Source organism: Burkholderiales bacterium (assembly GCA_036262035.1).
Taxonomy (GTDB): Bacteria; Pseudomonadota; Gammaproteobacteria; order Burkholderiales; family SG8-41; genus JAQGMV01.
In genome coordinates, this window is sequence record DATAJS010000032.1 from 79,392 (window position 1) to 98,389 (window position 18,998).

At 58.2% G+C, this 18,998-nt stretch carries 6 protein-coding genes; all 6 read left to right on the top strand.

The annotated features are described in order from the left end of the window. Positions 1–27: 27 nt before the first annotated feature. The 6 genes from VHP37_32390 to VHP37_32415 all read left to right on the top strand — a co-directional run bounded on the left by VHP37_32390 (position 28) and on the right by VHP37_32415 (position 18,935). Complete coding sequence (locus VHP37_32390) at positions 28–1,365, top strand: hypothetical protein (GenBank protein ID HEX2831079.1); 1,338 nt, start codon at positions 28–30, stop codon at positions 1,363–1,365. After that, the gene (locus tag VHP37_32395; GenBank protein ID HEX2831080.1) at positions 1,358–4,744 is read left to right on the top strand and encodes a hypothetical protein; all 3,387 of its coding nucleotides are present in this window, start codon (positions 1,358–1,360) and stop codon (positions 4,742–4,744) included. Before VHP37_32390 ends, VHP37_32395 begins: the two co-directional genes overlap by 8 nt. After that, positions 4,744–14,409 (top strand): RNaseH domain-containing protein, encoded by a 9,666-nt coding sequence (locus tag VHP37_32400; GenBank protein ID HEX2831081.1) that lies wholly within the window; start codon positions 4,744–4,746, stop codon positions 14,407–14,409. The genes VHP37_32395 and VHP37_32400 overlap by 1 nt, the downstream gene beginning before the upstream one ends. Further along, positions 14,406–15,620 (top strand): hypothetical protein, encoded by a 1,215-nt coding sequence (locus VHP37_32405; protein ID HEX2831082.1) that lies wholly within the window; start codon positions 14,406–14,408, stop codon positions 15,618–15,620. The genes VHP37_32400 and VHP37_32405 overlap by 4 nt, the downstream gene beginning before the upstream one ends. 460 nt (positions 15,621–16,080) lie before the next feature. Next, a protein-coding gene (locus VHP37_32410) for an IS3 family transposase (GenBank protein HEX2831083.1) occupies positions 16,081–17,186 on the top strand; the annotation gives its coding sequence in 2 pieces (ribosomal slippage) (positions 16,081–16,327 and positions 16,327–17,186; 1,107 coding nt in all). Between the two features lie 579 nt (positions 17,187–17,765). After that, positions 17,766–18,935: a hypothetical protein gene (locus VHP37_32415; protein HEX2831084.1), complete on the top strand. Its 1,170-nt coding sequence runs from the start codon at positions 17,766–17,768 to the stop codon at positions 18,933–18,935. The last annotated feature ends 63 nt before the right edge of the window (positions 18,936–18,998 follow it).

The following is an 18,998-nucleotide window of genomic DNA, read 5'->3' on the forward strand; positions in this document are numbered from 1 at the left end:
AAAGAAGTGGGGTCAGGAGGGTCGGTTATGTCTTCCACGCAGAAGGCGTTCCTCACGGACGCTAAGCGCAGGCTTCAGCAGACCATTCCCAGCCTTACCTGGGATCAGTTCGCCAACCTCTTCCAGATCGAGCCGCGGGCCCTTAAGACGTATCGGATGCCCGAGACGTCCGCCGACTACCGGGTGATGCCTAAGGCATTGCGGGCCGCCATCGAGCATCGCGTTCAGCCGAAGGCCGACTCCGCAGCCATACCCGATGTTTCTGACCCAAAAGACGTCCCGGCGACCGTCATTGTTCAGGCGCTGGCCGCGCTTGTCGTGCGGCAATCTCGGATTGCCGTACTCGAACGGCGCGGGATCTCAGGCCTAGACCGCACACCTGGCACGACATCGGGGCTCACGAGCGAAGACCGGCGCGCCATGGCACTCGTCTCTCGCGCCCGCCTTTCGCAGGGTCAATCTGATATCGGCTCAGAGATTCACGAGTTGCTCTGGCATTGCACGCAAGCTCTCGGTGGATGGCTTAGCCTGCCGGATATCTACTCAGAGCAGTTGAGCCAGATTGTGCTGCTTGACGCGGAAGAAGGCGTTCCTACGCGAGAGGCCGACGAACTCGCGCGCAACTTCGGCGGGGTATCAGCTGGTCTCGAAGAAATGATCTTCGGGCGTTTCAAAGAGTTGCTTCTTACGAAGAACTCAAGAGCCACGGCAGAAGAGCATTACACCCTGGTGCGCGAATTCGTCGTGCGCAATCCCATCACGACATCCGAAAAGCTAAACGAGCTCACACGTCGACTGCATGTATCAGTCGGACAGTTTCTTACGCAAACGTTTTACGAGCCGGTGCCGGAGCACTGGCTGATTGGTGAGGATGTGCAACTGTGCGCGCATTGCGGCAACTCAATGGGACATGGTGTTGCCGCACTTAAGTGCCGAACCAACGCTTGCTCCGAAACCCACGCTGAGTTGCCCGGCGCGCGTATTCACGGCAGCAAGGCGTTGCGACTGGGACGCGGCCTGCGCCAGTACTGGCAGGAACCTGGAGTTGATGAAATCAGCCTATTCGACGCTCTTAAGCAAGCATCGCACAACCCAGCACTCTACCCCAGCATGGATCGGGTAGACATCGAGGTAGGTGACGTGGGCATGGACTTGAAAGCCTACGCGTCGCCCGAATTGCTTGCGGCCCGAATATCGCGTAGCGCCGGCGGATTACTTTACTACCGGAAGAAGTGGCTCGTTATCCCCGACCGCTTAACAAAGCGGGTGCCCGCTTATATGGATCGCCTCAAAGCACGGCTTACGAATAGCGACGTGCGCTGCCTTACGGCGGCTCAAGTACTGAAGGAAATACGCCATGCGTGAGGCACTGAAACCATATCACGGCGCAAACGCGTTGAACTATGTATGCGTAATCGCCACTGAAATCTTGCAAGTCAATCACCTGCGTGACATGCCATCACTTGCCGCAGGTTTCGCAAGTGTGATCAACACGCTGCCGATCGCTGCGGCTCGTGCGCTCAAGAACTTGCGGGCTGCTGGACATGCTCCCGCGACTCTACGTGAGCTTCGGCTGATGGTGGACCAATACAACAATCACCACGAACGGCGTTTGGAGCAGCGCCGTAGCACTTCAGGGCCTGTACGCGTTAACGAAAGAGGACGCCCGCCCAATGATGACGTCGACACATTCGAGGCACGGTTCCAGATAGACGAGAGATTGAACGTCACTCGGCGCTGGGGACGCATCATGCCTAAGGATGTGTCACAGGCCGTGCAGATGCTCACGGGGCGCCTACCACCACGCGAGTGGAAGCGCCGTCCGCCGCATGATCCTCTGCGCAGGGCAAGCGCAACAGTCAAGAGCTCCGGCTTCCGGGCCGACGTGGAGCCGCTCGGCTTCACGCCGCTCCCACCACCTACCTATGACCTCGCGCGGAAACCGCGGGCCGTGCCACCTATTAACTGGGCGGACTTGGTCAGCATTGCAGATCAGTTCGACAACCTCGACGTGGACGGTGGCCGCCAACAGCCAGACGAGCGGAGGTGGTACAACCGACTTTACGATAGTAAAGGCAACTCCACCGCGATTCTCAAAGAAGCCACGCAGAATGGCCTGCAATCCACGGACATACTAAATCTCAGCGGCATCAAACATCTCATCGGCTTGCCCGGCGCAGGCAAGACCACGCTGTTGTACTTACTCGGCGCTTACTTTGCGCAGCGCGGTTACCGCGCGTGCTTTCTGTTCCCTTCCATTGAGGTGTCAACTCGGTTCGCCGAGACGCTCAGTCTCTACGACATTCCCGCGGCGCTCCTTTTCGGCCAGAGTGAGGCTTCGCGCACGCGTCACGTAGCCAATTTCAGCGCGTCTTTGTCGTCGAAGAGCCTGGGACTAGGCGTTACTCGTTCAACAGCACCCTTCTTTGCCACGAACTGCGCATTGGCGGGCTTCGCCTCTGATGAGGAAGAAGCCTTTCCTCATAGCCGTCCGCCGTGCGAACAACTCGAGCAGCGCGAATCACAGGGCCGGCGTTATAAGCATTGCGCACTCGCATCCGTATGCGGCCGACAGTATTCCGAACGCGCGCTCATAAGCATGCCTCTCTGGGTCGGTCACGTATTGTCTATGGATCGCGCGGTCACGAATCTCTTCAGCGACCACCGCTTACAGCACTTCGAATACCTCGCGCGGACATTCGATGTGCTGATCATTGACGAATGTGACGGCGCGCAGAATATGCTCGATGCTCGCGGCACGCCCATGATGAAACTCTCTGGCAGTCACGATTCGGTCTGGAGTCACCTCATACAAGACTTCCACGGCGCGGTAGCGCGAGGCAGTAACGCCTTCGTCTCACAAGCCATGATGCCGCACATGCTGGAGATGACCGGACGGTTCGGCCGGGCCACTGATCGGCTCATGTCCTGCGTAAAGCATCTGTCGAAGCCACTGCACGAAGCTTACAAGAACAAGATGATGACGACGGTTTCCCTAATCGCTGATCTCTATCATGTCGGCGACCCAGAGGGTCTAGACAACGTAAAAAGCAAGGCGCGCGACGCGCTCGAAAAGATATGGGATTTGGCGGCGAAAGAAGTTGCGTTCCGTAACGTGCCAGCCACGCAGGACATAGATGAATACGAACAGGACCCGGACGAAAACCCTACCGACATCCATCGCGCGATTTTGGACGCCGCGCTTGACGTGAATGTACCAGAGGATCAGCTACGAGCTCTTTACCAAACGGTCTTTCAAAATCTCGAGCGATGGGATGCGACGGCAGACAAAATGCACCTGCTTGCGCTCTCAAACGTGCTGAGGCACGACGCCAAGTCGCTACTAAAGCTTGAGTCTGAGCACGACGCTAACGCTTTCTTCGAGCACGTAAGCCTGCTTGCAACTGTCTCGCTTCTCGTGCTGCAGCACTTCGGACTAGCGCCGCACCTCCGGCTCCTCAACGCGCAGGGGCTCGTTGGTGATGATGTATTCGAGTCCCGCCCGTCGAAGGACATGCTTGGCCTCGTTTCGGAGGCACTGGTTGGCCGATTAAGCGGAGTGCGCTACACGATCAGCGAAGAGGGTAACGTGGAGATTACCCACATCAGCTTCGTTGGTACCCCACGCCTGCTGCCCGAACGTATGAACGCCCTCGGTGTCGAGGACGGCGAAGGCCCTGCGGTCCTTTACACCAGCGCCACCTCAATGCTCGAGGCGAGTCCGAGCTTTCATGTGTCAGCTGGACCGCATTACGTCCTGCACCGCCCAAACGCCGGCTCGGGTTGGACTGCCTCCAAGTACACATTCAAGCCACTTAAAGGACCGGACGGGCATTTCCTGCGCTTCAGTGGTGCAAAGATGAGCCAACGCGAGCGAATGCTGCGAACGATGGCAGAGGAATTGCTGCGCGGTGGCGCGATGAGCGATGTGGAGAGCGCACTGAACTCTCATGATGTGGTGGATGGTGTCGGCCGCAAGGCGGCATTCGTCCTAAATAGTTACGACCAATGTGAGATGCTCTTTTCATACATCCAGGACAACCACCCCGAGTGGCGCGGCCGCGTTCGGTACCTCGTGCGTGCCGCGCCCAGCGCCGCAATTGCTGAATTCGCAATCACGGCATCGGAAATCGAGCGCCTCGGTGAGGACCCGAAGTGGGATCTGCTCTTGTTCCCCATGAACGCGATAGGTCGCGGCGTGAATATCGTCTATCGATTTGGACCGCGCATCGACAAAGCGATGATTGGATCTCTGTTCTTTCTAACGCGTCCACACCCGCGCTCGGAGAGTCTGCAGTTGATGCAAGGCATCATCGGACGAGCTTCTGAGGATTTTGACGGGCAGACGTTTCATACCACCGACGAGGCACTGCAGGCGCTCTCGACGCATCGACACTCACGTTCTCGAGAAATCCGTCGCTTGCTGCGACTTCCGCTCGCCATGGGCGCACTGGGAAGTTATGCGAAGCCCTTCGTGGCCGACCAAATGATCATGATCTTGCAGACAATCGGCCGCGCGATGCGAGGCGACTGCCCTGCGTACGTATATTTCATCGACGCCGCCTGGGCGCCGAACTCTGCGCATGGACTTCCTGACACAGCCCAGAGCTCTATGTTGGTAATGATCCGGGAGATCTTAGCGGAATGCTTAAACCACGCCGATCAGTCTAGGCGCGAGTGTTACCAAAATCTTTATACGTCGTTCTCGATTCCGATGAACAACATTGAAGGACTGGTGAGCTGATGCATGCCATCGATGACGGCGATAAATGCTGGACGCGTATTAGTGGTACGACGCTCAAGGACGGTATCAAGAAAGATCGTAAGAGCCTCGTACTCTGCGGCGTGACATTCTGTCAGCCCTGGCTACACGAGCCTGTCGACACCTTAAACATTCACTTCACCGGAGAACTGCTCCAGTCCCTGCGCGACCTTGCCGCGGTCGCCAAAAACACCAAAGATGAGCGCGGCTTTCTGTTGCCGGTCCGAAGCCTGCGGGCCACGCTAGCCGCTCGCGTGAAGTCTCTGATTCGCGTCGATAGGAATCTCGGCTTGGACGAGGCTGCTCGAAATGAGCCTGCCCTCCTGCTATACGGCAGTATCGCCGACACCGAGCAGAAGACGATACTGGTGCAAGGCATTTTGGATGCGCTTCATGCATGGGGCGTCAATACGCTAGACCGCTGGGCTGAACAATTCCATGCCGAAGCGATCGTAAAGCGCATTCGGAATGCGATCGCCCCAATAAACATCAAGATCGTTCCAGAACGCCGCATTCCGGCGAGCAGTGGTCGCAATAAGGCCTACGACTACCAACTCATTATTCAGCGCGTTGCCGATCGTCTTGTTGGAGCCGAGCTTTTTGCCGGCTTTGGCCCGTGTGAAATAGTTCTCGACACCGAGCCTGACAGCAATTCAGTCGAACTGATGACGGCTCCCGCTAGAACTGCCGGCCAAAACGCAGTCTTTTCGCTGGTCGCAAAGCTCTCCGCAATCACGGTCCCCTACGACACAAGATTGTACCTCCGCATTGCCATGTCGAAGCGCGTTTGGTCGGCACGAGTGCCGAGCATCCGCTACAGCAATGTTGGGCGTGTGAGTGGATATGTGATGACCCCCGACGGGCGCATAGCGGCCATTCCCGTTTTTCGCAACAAGACGGATGGCTGGCAATTTGGTGATGAATACGCCGTTTGGCTATACGAGTCTCAGAGTCAGTTGCCCAGCAAATTAGCAGACGCCGTGGCGAGGCGCGTGCCCGGTCAAGGGCAGTGGTGGGCCGGACTGCCAGAACTCACCACCTTATTCAGCCGAGTGTCTCCGCGGACTGTGTTTGAAAACGACGAAGCCGAACTGCGCGAGAAGACCCTCGGTCTGCTCAAGAGCGCAGGCGTGGTCGATCAAGATATCGATTTTCGTCCTGTGCTCATTCCGCGACGTAGTAAAGCGGTCGAAAAGCGTGAGCCAAACAGGATCGCAATGCTCAAACTCCAAGACCTCGGCATCGTGGCGGGCGATCCTCTCTTCCACGATGAGCCTGAGGAAGACGAGCCGGACGCGAATCCCCGGATAAAGGCGCACCGCGAAGAGAACGTCGCGCTGATTCAACTTATCTACGATGGCGTGAGGCCCGTTCTTTGGAGCTTTTGCAGCACTGAAGACGAAAAGCGACTCATCGAGAGTACGGTAGTGGGCATGTTCGGTGACTCCGTCGACCTCAGGGCGGAGCTGTTGCCGACGGATAGCCACGGTCTAAAGGCTAATCTTCCAGGAGCCGACAAATCTGGGCGATTGCGCTTTGAAGAGCGCGTGAAAAGCTGGCAAGAGGCCGCACTGGAGGTAGCGAGCAGTCGTGAGCCTCGATACGTGCTCATCTGCGCTCCTGACAAGATCGCGGGAAAATTCGAAGACCCAGTGAATTACTTCGCTGGTATGCATGCGATGTGCGCCATCGGCAAAGCCAACGTTCACCACGTGCTGCCGATTGGCGCGGGCAACATCGCCGACTCGCAGCAACACTTCGTTCATCGTTTGCAAAGTGCTTTGCTGGATGTTTTCTTTGCCCATTCCGGCCTGCTCTACGGCGTGCGGAATGAGTTCGAAGCACACTTTGGCGAGGCAATGCCCAATGCTGTTTATGGCATTCAAGTCGTGCGCTCACGCGCGCGCGCATTCTCCGGCGAAAGCTCTGTTGAATTCATTCTTTACACGCGGCTACCCATTGGCATTAGCAAGCCTAATGGCGACCGCGTTACCGCAACCGACGTGCGGTTTGTGTACTCGACGAAACGTAAGCTCACGAAATCAGCGTGGATGCCCATGCGTGAGGGGTTGCAGTGGCTCGCGTCCCAACGCGACATAGATCCAGAAAAGAACTGGCTCCGGGATAACTTTGCACGACAGACCCGCGATTTCTTAGGGGAGATACACAAAGACGACCCGCGAGCGGTCGTATTGATAGATTGGCAAACCGTTCGCGGATTGTGGCCCAATCTCTCAGATGCAGATCTAACGACCACGGGACGTCCGATGATTGATCGGATCGATATCGCCAGCGCATGCCCAAAGATGACGCTTGTGCGAGTGCGCCACGGTGACGGATCGATCAATTTGCGGGCGAAGACAACCACCATCTACCAGGAACTCTTTCTCGGCGAATCGGGCAGCCAAGAAATTGAAGGGCCGGAACGAGGCGTAGAGATATACCCACACACCTATACCACGACGACCAAGGCGATTGTTTCTATTGACCCGGCTGGAGCAGGCGCTATGCAGTCGTCGTGTGGTCATTACATCATGACCATGGGTTACCGCAGCACCGTCCAACTACCGAGGGGCCAGTCATGCTATCGCGTAATGCCCCGGATGAGGAAGGTCGCGGACGAGTTGTACCGCAGGGTATGGATGCAGCCGAGCAGAATTGACGCGGCTCTGCCGGCCCCGCTCGAAGTCACGGTAATGCATTGCCCAAGTGACGTGTCACCGGACAACGTCGCCATAGCGATTATGGCGCTGCGGATAGGCTTTACCCACTACAAAGACTATAGCAAGTTGCCAGCGCCGCTTTTCTTCAAGCGAAAGGTCGAAGACTACATCATCCGATACCGCGGTCCCGCTGTAGATGTATCAGACGCCGCTGAGGAGCCTGACTCGGATCTTCCGGATACGGAAACTATCGCGATCGATGATGAACCAGAAGCTGCCGCGGATCTGGATGCGGAGCAGGTTAGTCTGAAGTTCGAGCAAACACTCAATTCTTCGACAAGTGCGGTTTCTTCGCCACTGCCCGACCCTGCGGAATCGGTTGGCTCGCACTGCGTTGGGTCCGGCTTCCCAGATCGGATAGACGGCTGCGGCACGGTCGAGGCTGGCGATCTGCTAGGGCGCGCGAAGGAACTCGCTAAAACTGACATTTTGCTCTACAAAAAGGACGCGGCATTCGCGCGACGCAAGCTATACAACAGCATGCTGACAGGCCAGTGCCGCGTCTACGTGCCCGTACCCTACTTCGTTACGCAAGGGTCGATTTTCGATGGCCGCCCCCCGATCGACAAAGCGACTTTGGGGCGTTTTTGGCGCAATTCGAAGGAATGGCGCTGGGTCGCCGGTGCATGTCCGACGCTTGGCCAGATCCCAAAGTGGGTGATGAACCGTCTCAACATCCCGCAGGGGGGCATAAGCCTAGATGGATCGCCACTATTTCCTCGCACCACCCTATTTCGCGCGATCAACAACGGCTGGGATGATTATTGCGAAAGTCATCCACACGATGATGGAGTGGAAACTGCGCGCCGTCGCATCGACCTTGTGAAGCTCACGCGCTGGGCCTGCGATAGCAACAACGACGTCCTTTTGGCGTGGCTTGTATTCGGCGCGGCTCAATTCCCATACAAGTCGCACCTCAGCGACGTGGTTGAAAACGTCACGGCTATCCTCGGGCAAGCAACGCACGCGGCTTTGCACTATTTCTGTGATTGCGCGTGCGCTATCGCGATGACTAAAAACCGAGACGCATTGGAGCGTGGAATTCACTTTGCACCTGGTCCTCGCCCGGAGCACATCTTCGGCGACGAACAGGCGCCTCAAGCCTTCGGGGTAAGCGAACCGCAGACAAACCACCGGCACGAATCAACAAGGGACGTTTTGAATATGGCATTCGTACCTAAAAGCGCCGTTCATACTGCTGTGGCGCAGGTGTTCCGAGACCAGCGCGTCAATCAAACGTCAACTGGTCTCCTCTTCTCGGCTGTCGAGTGTGCGCTGACTCCTGCACCCGGTGTGGTTAGTAGCGCTTTGTCTGAAACGAATTGCGAGTGGGCCGACGACACGTCGATCATGACGTCCCTGCAAAAGGCCGGCATACCGAAACCTGGGGATCCGCACTTTGCTGACGCCGTGGCGAAGCTGCGCGCAGCTCTAGATGACTTAGAAGATCAACACCAGAAACTCATTGACGAGCGCGAAGCCGAGGCCAAGGCTGCGGAAGAAGCGGCGGCGGCGGCGCAGAGATCAGCCGAACTTTGGAGTGAGCTACTCTCGAACGCTGGCGCCCTCGTCGAACGTGCTTGCAACGACTTACTAGATCTGCAGCAGAGTGGGATCAGAGTCGCCGCGGAGCCGGCCGGGGACATTGAAGCCGCGAGAAAGAGCTTCGAACTCGTGCAGGGACTGATCGCCGCCGCTAAGCAGGCACAAGACGAATGGCAGGCTGTTGAAGACAAGGCTGACACGCGCAACATGAAACCGCTTGAAGCGACGCGTCACCGTAAGAAATGGGAGCGTGCCGTTGAAGTCGCGGAACGCACGCTTGAGGCGGCCTATAGCGAGATCGCCCTTGCCGTTGCAGATTCTCCGCTATTCGTGATGCCAGTCGGCCCGCAGGAATCCCTAGATCCTGCGGTTCCTATGGCGGCTTTAGTAGATGGCGGTCACGTCGGCCGGCTCGTGGCTGAGTCATTGGTGCCTGCGGGACCGGACCGCGAGCCCGAACCTCGACCGCATCTGGCGTGCCCACCCGCCGTTACACTGCCTTCTGCCCCGTCATCTGTTGATGTCGACTCCGCCGGCGAGGCCGTACCGCCGCGGGGCGACGAGGCGCTCGTTCAACTGCTCGTTGAGCCTTTCGCGGTACGGAACCTTGCGGCCGACGCCAAGGAGTCTACGCGCGACGCACTACCTGAGACCTTCGTTGGGCGATCCGACAACGATCGAACGCCCGAGCTGGCGGAAGAAGCGCCCGCTGGAGCTCCCGGCAGCACAGAGTTCCCCGACGGCACCAATCTTGACCAGCGTGTTGCCGTCCTGAGCACTCTCGTCGACCAGCAAGTGCTCATCGGAGCTGAGATCTACGCTGACGCTATGGAGCGCGCTGCGCAGCCGAATATGCTTGGAGATCACCCGGCAATCATCGGCGCCGCACTGCGCGAGATCCGTCGGCTCCAGCGGCCAAACGACCAAGACCCTGCGCGGTCTGATCGCGGTGCTACGCAGCGACTACTTTCACTTATCGCATCAGAGAAAGGGCTGGACGCCCGAGAATACGCGGGGCAACCCGCTATAGCGCTTGCCGTGCTCGCTGCCGGCCTCCATCTAATGCTGTTTCCGGAGACCGATAGCGGGGCGCGCTGGACGTTCATTCAATACCTCGCGCCGCGCTTTACGCCCTATCTACCGCTGAAAGCCTTGATCGAGCGCATTGAGAATCTCGAAGGTTTTACCATCACTCGAGAGGATATCGCTGCTGCAAAGATCGGGATCCGCGATGCGGTGAGCCGTAAATTGGATGCCATGCGGCAGCGCGCTCGACACTGGCACCAAGACGGCGACTTGTACCGCAATTGGACTACCCACGAATACAGAGCCATACATGCAGCATTCTTCCAAAATGAGATCACCCCGGTCGGCAGATGCCTCGCTCTAATCGCTCGCGGAGCCGACGGCGAACTGGTCGACGCCATCGCCGACGCCGAAAAAAGCTTCGCGACTGCGGTTAACGCCATTGATGACTTGCGCCGCAAAATTGGCCGTCGCCAACCGATCGAAGGACAAGCGCGCGCGCACATCGTAAAGAACCTGCGCACCACTGAAGAATTCATCAGGCTATACCAGGAGGCCGCCGCACGCGCCGCCAACCCGCAAGCGGAAGTGCCGCCCAACGTACGCCAGTTTCTGCAAGGTCTCTACCGGGACATCGTGACGGCTGTTGAGTTTGTGTGTGGAATGGGGTTTGGCCAGTCGGTTGAAATTCTCTACCGCACTCTCGCGTCTCATGCTCTCTTTACGATCAAGGCGATGTTCGACTGCGCTGAGGCCGCGCCTGCATTGTCAAACCGGGAGCAGCTGCTCCTTTTACAGCTCCCGATGAATTCCGATCTCACGCCCTCTATTCAACCGACAGCGGATTTTCTTGGTCGAGCGCTTTCGCCCGTAGCCGACCCGCTGATGGCCATGAAGGAGGTCGAAACGTTGAGCCGCATACTGGAGGATGCTGGGAGCCAAATCACGGATGGCGCGTGGAGACGGGAACAGATGCAACGCGCCTTTGAATTCCACTTGATGCAGCGTCGAATGTTGCCCGCCGAAATCATCAACAAACAATACTTGGAAGGCGCAAACAGCACGGCTTGTGGGGACGCCCGAAATCGTAACGTCCTCGAACTTACTGCCGAACTGCATAAGGAGCGTCAACGCGTACTTCATGCCGTTGCGGTCGCCGGTCTCAGCCAGAGCGAGTCTGATCGGATGCGCGAGGTGATCGAGCGTTTACTAAGTGCTACACCCCTACTTGGCATGCCTGGCGCGGAAGTCCATGGCATTCCGGATTTCCCGCACGCATATGGCGCGCTACGCGAACTAGTCCGGGACGAACTGGACGCAACGCTCGAGCAAAGCGTGTTCAAACTGCGGCAGGAGGCCGAGGAATTTTACGAGACGCATAAGGACACCATAGGCCGAAGCGACATAGATCGCATCTTTCACCTTGTTTCCGACCGGTCCGCGTCCAGCATCCGCACTGCCGCGGACATGCTCTCCTTGTTACGCGATGGCGCGTTGCCGCCGGCGCGCGCGGCAAGCGACGCGAACGCTACAGAATACGTCGGATTTATTCGCACCGTTCGCTCCACGATCTCAGCCAGCCGCCCACTCATTGAGTCTGTCGAGCGGCGCCTACATACCGAGCATTCACAGGAGGACCCAGCGTGGATCGGCGCTTTGAGCTCTGACGAGCGCATCGAAGGGCTGCATCTGGTTCAGACATGGATCTCGCTGACTACGTCCGGAAATCCACGAGAGACTGAGGAAGCATTAAAACGGCTGTTCGCCGTGCTGGATGTCGAGATCACGGTAGCGCCAATTTCGCGCACAGAACAAAAGATCATCGACTTCTTCCTGCCGGATGGGCCCTTCGCCGGCATGGAACGCACGCACCCGGGCTTGTTCATACCACCCAGTCTAGGTTCGCAGAAACGGCCGGTGCAAGGCATTCTTTTGCGCGGCAACATGACGGACGCGGCGATAAGTCAGCTGATCGAAGACCGATGCCACTCTACGCCAACGCTCGTCCTGACAAAGAATCCGATGCCTTTGGAAAAGCGCGCAGCTATCTGTCGTGACAATCCGGTACTCATCCTTGATGATGAACTGCTCGCCTATGTTGCCTTACACCCCAAGGACCGTCTCGCGCGACTGCTTCACGTTGCGCTGCTGACCTACCACGATAGCCCCTACGACGACTATGGGGCTCAACCCGTGCCGACCGAGATGTTCTTCGGGCGGCGTCAGGAGCGTAATAAGCTGAGGAACGTGAAGAGTAGCGCCATCCTGTATGGAGGTCGTCGCCTCGGCAAGTCGTCGTTGCTTGCTGAGCTCCACTATGACACTACTGTCAATGGCGCCGATCGCGGCGAGGAAGTGATCTACATCCCGTTCGCTGCAACCAGCGACCTCGAAGATCACGTATCCGTCGCATGGAGCACTATTTACCGCAAACTCGTTCAAAGCAAGTTTATCCCCCGTCCGTCTGGCAAGACGCCGACGTCCGCAAAGGCAATTCGCGAGTACTTGGAAGAGATGCTAGCCACAGGACAGGCTTCGCGACGTAGCCTCTACATGTTGATCGACGAAGCTGACGACATTATGGGGCGCGATCTAATTGCGGGCGGTCAATTCGTTGCCGAATTGCAGCGGCTGTGCGAATCAGTGCGTGGCAAATGCAATATCCGGTTCGTTATTACCGGCTTGCACAATCTAACTCGCATGGCCAACGAGGAAAATTCCCCGCTTGGTAAGTTTGACGCGATCGCGCTGAAACCGTTTTGGTCCGCCGAGGACATACAACGCGGTATTGACCTTATTACGGTGCCTCTCGCTGGCTTGGGATTCTACTTCGGCAGCGGCAAGGACGATTTGGCTTATCGAATCATGGCTGTATGTAACTTCTATCCCGCCCTTATCCAATTGTATTGCAAGAGCTTGCTCGCACACCTGTACAACAAACGCGAAGTCGCACCGCCACCCACATTCATCGATGAGAGTGATCTCGATAAGGTCGAGAATGACAGCACCTTCCTGCGGGAGATCCAAACGAAGTTTGTGGCAACACTCAATCTAGACAAGCGGTACAAGGCTATCGCTCTGGTACTCGCAGACCACTACTACTCCGCCAATACCGAGCGGGGGCTGACGGTGCCGGAAGTACGTGAGCTTTGCGAAACCTACTTTCCTGAGCAGTTCCGCAACACCTTTCCCGACGCTTACAACTCGCTGCTAGACGAGATGGAGATTCTGACCGTATTAAAGCGAGTCCAGAATCGCTACATGCTGCGTACGCCAAACATCGCCACGATGCTTGGCAATAGAGACGACATCGATCGACTGATTGAAGAGTTGGCGATGGAGAAAGCGAACCATGGCCGGCTACGCGGGGAGATGCGAAGCATTCTCACCCCTTTCAAAGGTGGTCGCGAGCACCATACCTTTCCGATGGCCAGCGCTTGGACGCGCAGTGTCATGAATGTAGGAGCGGAATTAGACCGGGATGTACTTATTCTCGTTGGAAACGCGCTGTCTGGCCTCTCGACGCTAAACACGCTAAAGGGCGACTGGCAGATTGGCGAAGCGGGTGCGGCCACTAACGTGCTCGATGTGAAGCTCTACCCGTCCCCTGAGATGGCCCGCACCATTCTAGTGCGGGAGACTCGTGCGTCGCGGGAGCCGAATTATGTTCGGCGAATCCATTGCGTAGCCGAGGGTTCCTGGAAGCTTCACGATCTACAGCAGTATGCCAGTCTGTCAGCGACGGTAGCACCGGCTATCGCGGCCGACGGCACCCTGCGTGGACAAATGCGTCGGCTGGCGTTGCTCTGTAACACCGAGCGTGCATACGAAGTGGCGCAGCTCTGGGCCGCCCGCCAGGCTGACGCCCCATTAGGCTGGCGCCCCGTGCCCGCGCCTGTGTGGACGGAGGACGCGCTTTACTTCCGAAAAGACCTCCAGGAAAAAGCCGAAATTCGCGAAAAGAGCGAGGTCCTTAGGACAATATTGGATTGCACGTGTGGATTCGGTGTCGAAGTGGATCGTCTGTGCTCTACGAAGTCGCTGAGCATCGAGTCGATCACCGAAAGCCTCAGCGCTGCCGAAAGACGTCTTGCGCCAGATCTAACAACGCTCTACAAGCACGTCGGCATCGCCCCCGCAATTAGTAGGGAAGAATTGCGAAGCATTGAAGACGTTTTACGCGCACTGCACGGTAAAAAGCGGGACCCGCTTGAACTCGAAGAGTTGTGCAAGGCCGTACAGCCTATCGTGACACCCGCGATGATCGTCTATTTTCAATGGATGGGCTTGCTACAAGACACGACGGATGGCACTTGGTACGTGCCCTCCCTTTACGCGAGGCTTCTCCATTGAACCGAGTCGGCAGCAATATTTACGTTTCCACAGCTATCTATTGGCAGATGCCGAGTCCACAAGCGTTTTCAGAGCAGGTCGCATGGACGCTTGCAAAAGGTCGCTGGGCGCTTATACGGATCCCCCACGACTCAGTCCCGGGAATCACTAGCGCGCTGGAAATGGCGCTGTCGCATGTGCATTACGACAATGAAAAACTCGCCCGGCTGCACATCGACGATGGCATGAACGTGCCAATGGAGGTCGGAACAGTATTCGAGCGTAAGCACATGCACGCGATTGACCTGGCAAAACAATCGAATGGCGTGTCATCCGTGATTCTCGAATACAGCGGTGACAGCGCGTCTCGGAATTGTCGACAGTATCTCGTAGACTTCGAAGCGGCTTGTCGGTCCACGAACAACATCACGAACGGCACACGACTGCTCGTGCTGTCACGACAGCCGCTGCACGATTTACGTACCCCGAAGGCTTCCTCCGTCCAGGATATCGTCTTCTCTGGCGCTTTGAGCTACCGCGAAATGCGGGCATACGTTTATATGCGAACGGACCGTATTGGACCGGGTACGATTCCATTAGTGCCAGCGCTGATTGCCGAGTTTGCCGGCTACGACCCGTTGCTCGCGGAGCAACTCATGGCACTCCCCCTCGAGGCGCTGCTGAATCTGCCACATCCGCTAGACGCCCTTCTCGCCTTGGACACTCATAGATGGCGTGCCGGTCAGTGGTCCGCCGGCGCAGTTGCAGAAATTGACGGCCGGACCTACCGGCATGCACTGTACGATCAATATCTCGCGACTCACCCGGGCCCAGAACAAGATACAGCCATCACAGCATTAAAGCGTCGCTACTGGCAGGCCTGTATCCAGGCAGTGATGCCATGGCTGGAGCTGCGTCGCCCGCTTGTAATGAGCATATTGAAGCCGTCCGTTCAGCGCTTCCTGCAGTCCACTGGTGAAAAGCTCTACAACCGCAGCGATCGTCCCGATTATGAAATTGACATTGAAGATCTTGAATACAATCGGATCGTAGGTTTGGTTTACAAGCAGAACCTGCGGATCGCAGCTGATGCCGAGGCGCAATTGGCATTCAAGGTTTGCTGCTTAGCCAAAAAACTGCGCGATAGCCTCGCGCATATCCGCTGTCCCGGCCCACGCGATCTCGTTGACCTGGCCGAGGCTATGGACTATTTGGTGCCTGAAGTCGCCTAACTAAGGCGCGCAGTGCCACTGATTGTCGCTGTTTTGAGTCACGATCAGCTTGTGACCACGCGCTGCGCCGCAGGTATCTGCTGATCTATCCAGTTTTCAATCTGCGTCTCGGGCCAGCCCACTGCCCTTGGCCCTCACCGACAGGTTCCACGCGTTCAGATAAAAGTCGGTTCTTATATTGGACAACTGACTGGAGGCGGGGGTCTCCATCGAATTTGCCGTGTAACCTGTTGTCACAGCGGCAATATCAACAAGATGCGTTCCGTTAGTTACCCCGGGACTTACCCCATTTAAAGCCTGGCCGGACGCGGGCACTCGACAAGCTACTTCCCACGCGGGGCAAAGAGAAAGCGCGTAAAGCCCCAAACACGGCCTGCTCGGGTGACGCACGTGACCTGCCCAGGTTTTTCGGGCCAGCCGGAACTTGAGAAAATGGCTCCCGTACTGGCAAGGGAGTTCCATGAAGAAGGTCCGTTTCACCGAAGAGCAGATGGTCGCGATCCTGCGGGAAGCCGACAAAACGCCGGTCGCTGAAGTCGCGAAGAAGCACAAGATCAGCGAGCAGACGATCTACAACTGGCGGCGTCATTTCGGCGGCCTGGAGCCGGTCGATGTTAAGCGGCTTCGCGGTCTTGAATCCGAGAACGCAAAGCTCAAGCGGCTACTCGCCGAGCGCGATCTGGAGATCGATACGCTCAAGGAGATTAACCGCCGAAAGTGGTGAGCTCGCAGGCGCGTCGGGAACAGGTGGCGTTCGCATGCGAGCGCGGCCTGTCGCAGCGACGGGCTTGCGAGCTGCTTGAAGTGGCGCGCTCGGCGCTGTCGTATCGGTCGGTCCGCGCCGAGCGCGATGCGCCAGCGCTGGATGCGATGAAACGACTTGCCGCACAGTATCCGCGCTACGGCTATCGTCGAATTCGCATTTTCCTGCGGCGCGAAGGGTTCCACATGAGTCGGCATCGTGCGCATCGCCTGTGGCAGCTCGCCGCGCTTCAGTTGCCAGCGAAGCGCAGACGGCGGCGCGTCGCGAACTCTCGGCCACGGCCTATTCCGCCGAACACTACAAATCACGTGTGGGCGTATGACTTCGTGTTCGACGCCTGCGCCAACGGACAGAGCCTCAAATGCCTCACGATCATCGACGAGTTCACACGCGAATGTCTGGCAATCGACGTCGCCGGCAGCATCCGCTCCGCACGCGTCATCGATGTCCTGAGTCGCCTTGTCAGCGAGCACGGTGCGCCGCGCTATCTTCGCTCCGACAACGGGCCGGAATTCGTCAGCAACGCAGTTCTCGAGTGGCTGGACAGCGCCGGCGTCGAGACGGCGCTGATCGATCCGGGAAAGCCGTGGCAGAACGGCATGGATGAGAGCTTCAATGGCCGATTCCGCGACGAATGTCTGAGCGTCGAGTGGTTCCGCGGTCGGCGCGAAGCGAAGGTCATCATCGAGACCTGGCGCCGGCACTACAATGCAGTTCGACCGCATTCGAGCCTCGACTACCTCACACCCGTCGAGTTCAAACAGCAGCACCAGTTCATCAACCAGGGCGCCGTTCTAAAGTAACGAATGGTCCGAAGATCCCTGGGCACGTCACACGTTCGAACGGCACGAGGATGCGCGCACTACGCTCGCCCCCGGTCTTTCGTGCGATCGCACGTACGATCTTCGACGGCCCGGCCGTGAACCCACCCGGCGCGCAGGCCAGCGTGTCGAGTACGCGCCGCTTGCATTCGTGTATCGCTTGCGGGGAAAGATCCGCGTAGGAGATACCGTGTGTCCAGTCGATCAGCTCTGGAGCCACGCCGCCTCCACACAATCTTCACGCCTGCGAACGCAGAATCGCGGGACTATCGGCGAGCTCGACGATTCGCAAACGTCGCCCCCCTCCGGGATTGCTCGTCGACGGAACGAGCAACGCGTAGCACTGCTGTCATTGCAGCATGTCAGGCCGAGGAGACCGTTGTTACCCAATGGAGGCCGACAATGTCTCACGCTCCCCGCAGGTCCCTCATTTCGCATTCGGTTTCTACCCCACCCGTTCTTCGCTCCGTCGCTCGATGTCTCGCTGTCTCTATCGTTTCGGCGATCGTCGCGGCAGGCTCGGCACTCGCGGACGAGGGTGACGGCGGCGCAGTACGGCTGGTGAAGAGCATACCCATCCCGCCGAGCCTCGCGCCCCTCAGATCGTTCGACATCAGCTGGGTCGATGTGACCAGCCAACGCTACTACCTCGCCGATCGCTCCAACAAGACCGTCGACGTGATCGACGCGAAGAACAATACGTTCATCAAGGCGATCTCCGGAGGCTTCGCGGGCGTGCACTTCAACGGCGCGGGCGCTGCGAACAACGACATCGCCGGGCCGAATGGCGTCGTGACCTCCGGCCGCTGGCTGTTCGTGACGGACGCGCCGAGCCGCGTCGTCACCATCGATCTCACGAACGACCAGATCGTCAGCACTGCGTCGACTTCTGCGAGCCCGAATCGCGCGGACGAGCTTGCCTACGATCCGGCGAGCGGCACGCTGCTGGTCATCAACAACGCCGACGACCCGCCGTTCGGCACGCTCATCTCGGTCAACAAGACGAACGGACACCTGTCGGTCGTCCGCAAGATCATCTTCGACATGTCGCATTCTGGATTCGACGCGACGAACGGCGCGGAGCAGCCGGTGTGGGAGGCCGCGACTCAGCGGTTCTATGTCTCGATACCCGAGATCAACTGCAACGTCGCGGCGCAGTGCGGCGGCAAGTTCCCGCTCGGCGCGATCGCGCGCATCAATCCGGTGAGCGGCATTGTCGACGGACTCTTTCCGGTGCAGCACTGCCAACCCGCGGGCCTGACGCTCGGCCCGAAGCAGGATTTGCTGCTCGGCTGCGGCGTCGCCTTCGATGCCGCGGGCAATGCATGGAGGACCACCGACCCCAATTCGGCGGCGCCCATCTCGGTGATCATGGACGCGAAGAACGGCAGCATCGACAGGATGGTGGCGGGCGTCTCCGGCAGCGACGAGGTCTGGTTCAACAGCGGCGACGGACGCTACTACCTCGCTGCGCGCAACCAGCCTGGCGGCCCTGTGCTGGGCGTCATCGACGCGCGCTCCCAAAAGCTCACGCAGGTCACGCCGACGGTCAATGCGGCGGGAGTGCCCTTCGTGTTTCCAGCCGGCACCGCGCATTCGGTCGCTGCGAATGCGCGCAACAACGAAGTGTTCGTGCCGTTGCCCGCCAACAATGTCTTTCCGCAGTGCCTGAACGGTTGCATCGCCGTGTATGCGGCGCCGAACGATGACCATCACGAGGGTCATCACTGAAGCGCCTGAGTCCTGATACAGCGCGCGATGACGAGGGGCCCGGGTGAACCGGGCCCTTCTCAA

Excerpts from the sequence above, each read along its gene's own strand:
- VHP37_32400 (HEX2831081.1), top strand. The coding sequence starts at position 4,744 with ATGCATGCCATCGATGACGGCGATAAATGCTGGACGCGTATTAGTGGT.
- VHP37_32390 (HEX2831079.1), top strand. The coding sequence starts at position 28 with ATGTCTTCCACGCAGAAGGCGTTCCTCACGGACGCTAAGCGCAGGCTT.
- VHP37_32395 (HEX2831080.1), top strand. The coding sequence starts at position 1,358 with ATGCGTGAGGCACTGAAACCATATCACGGCGCAAACGCGTTGAACTAT.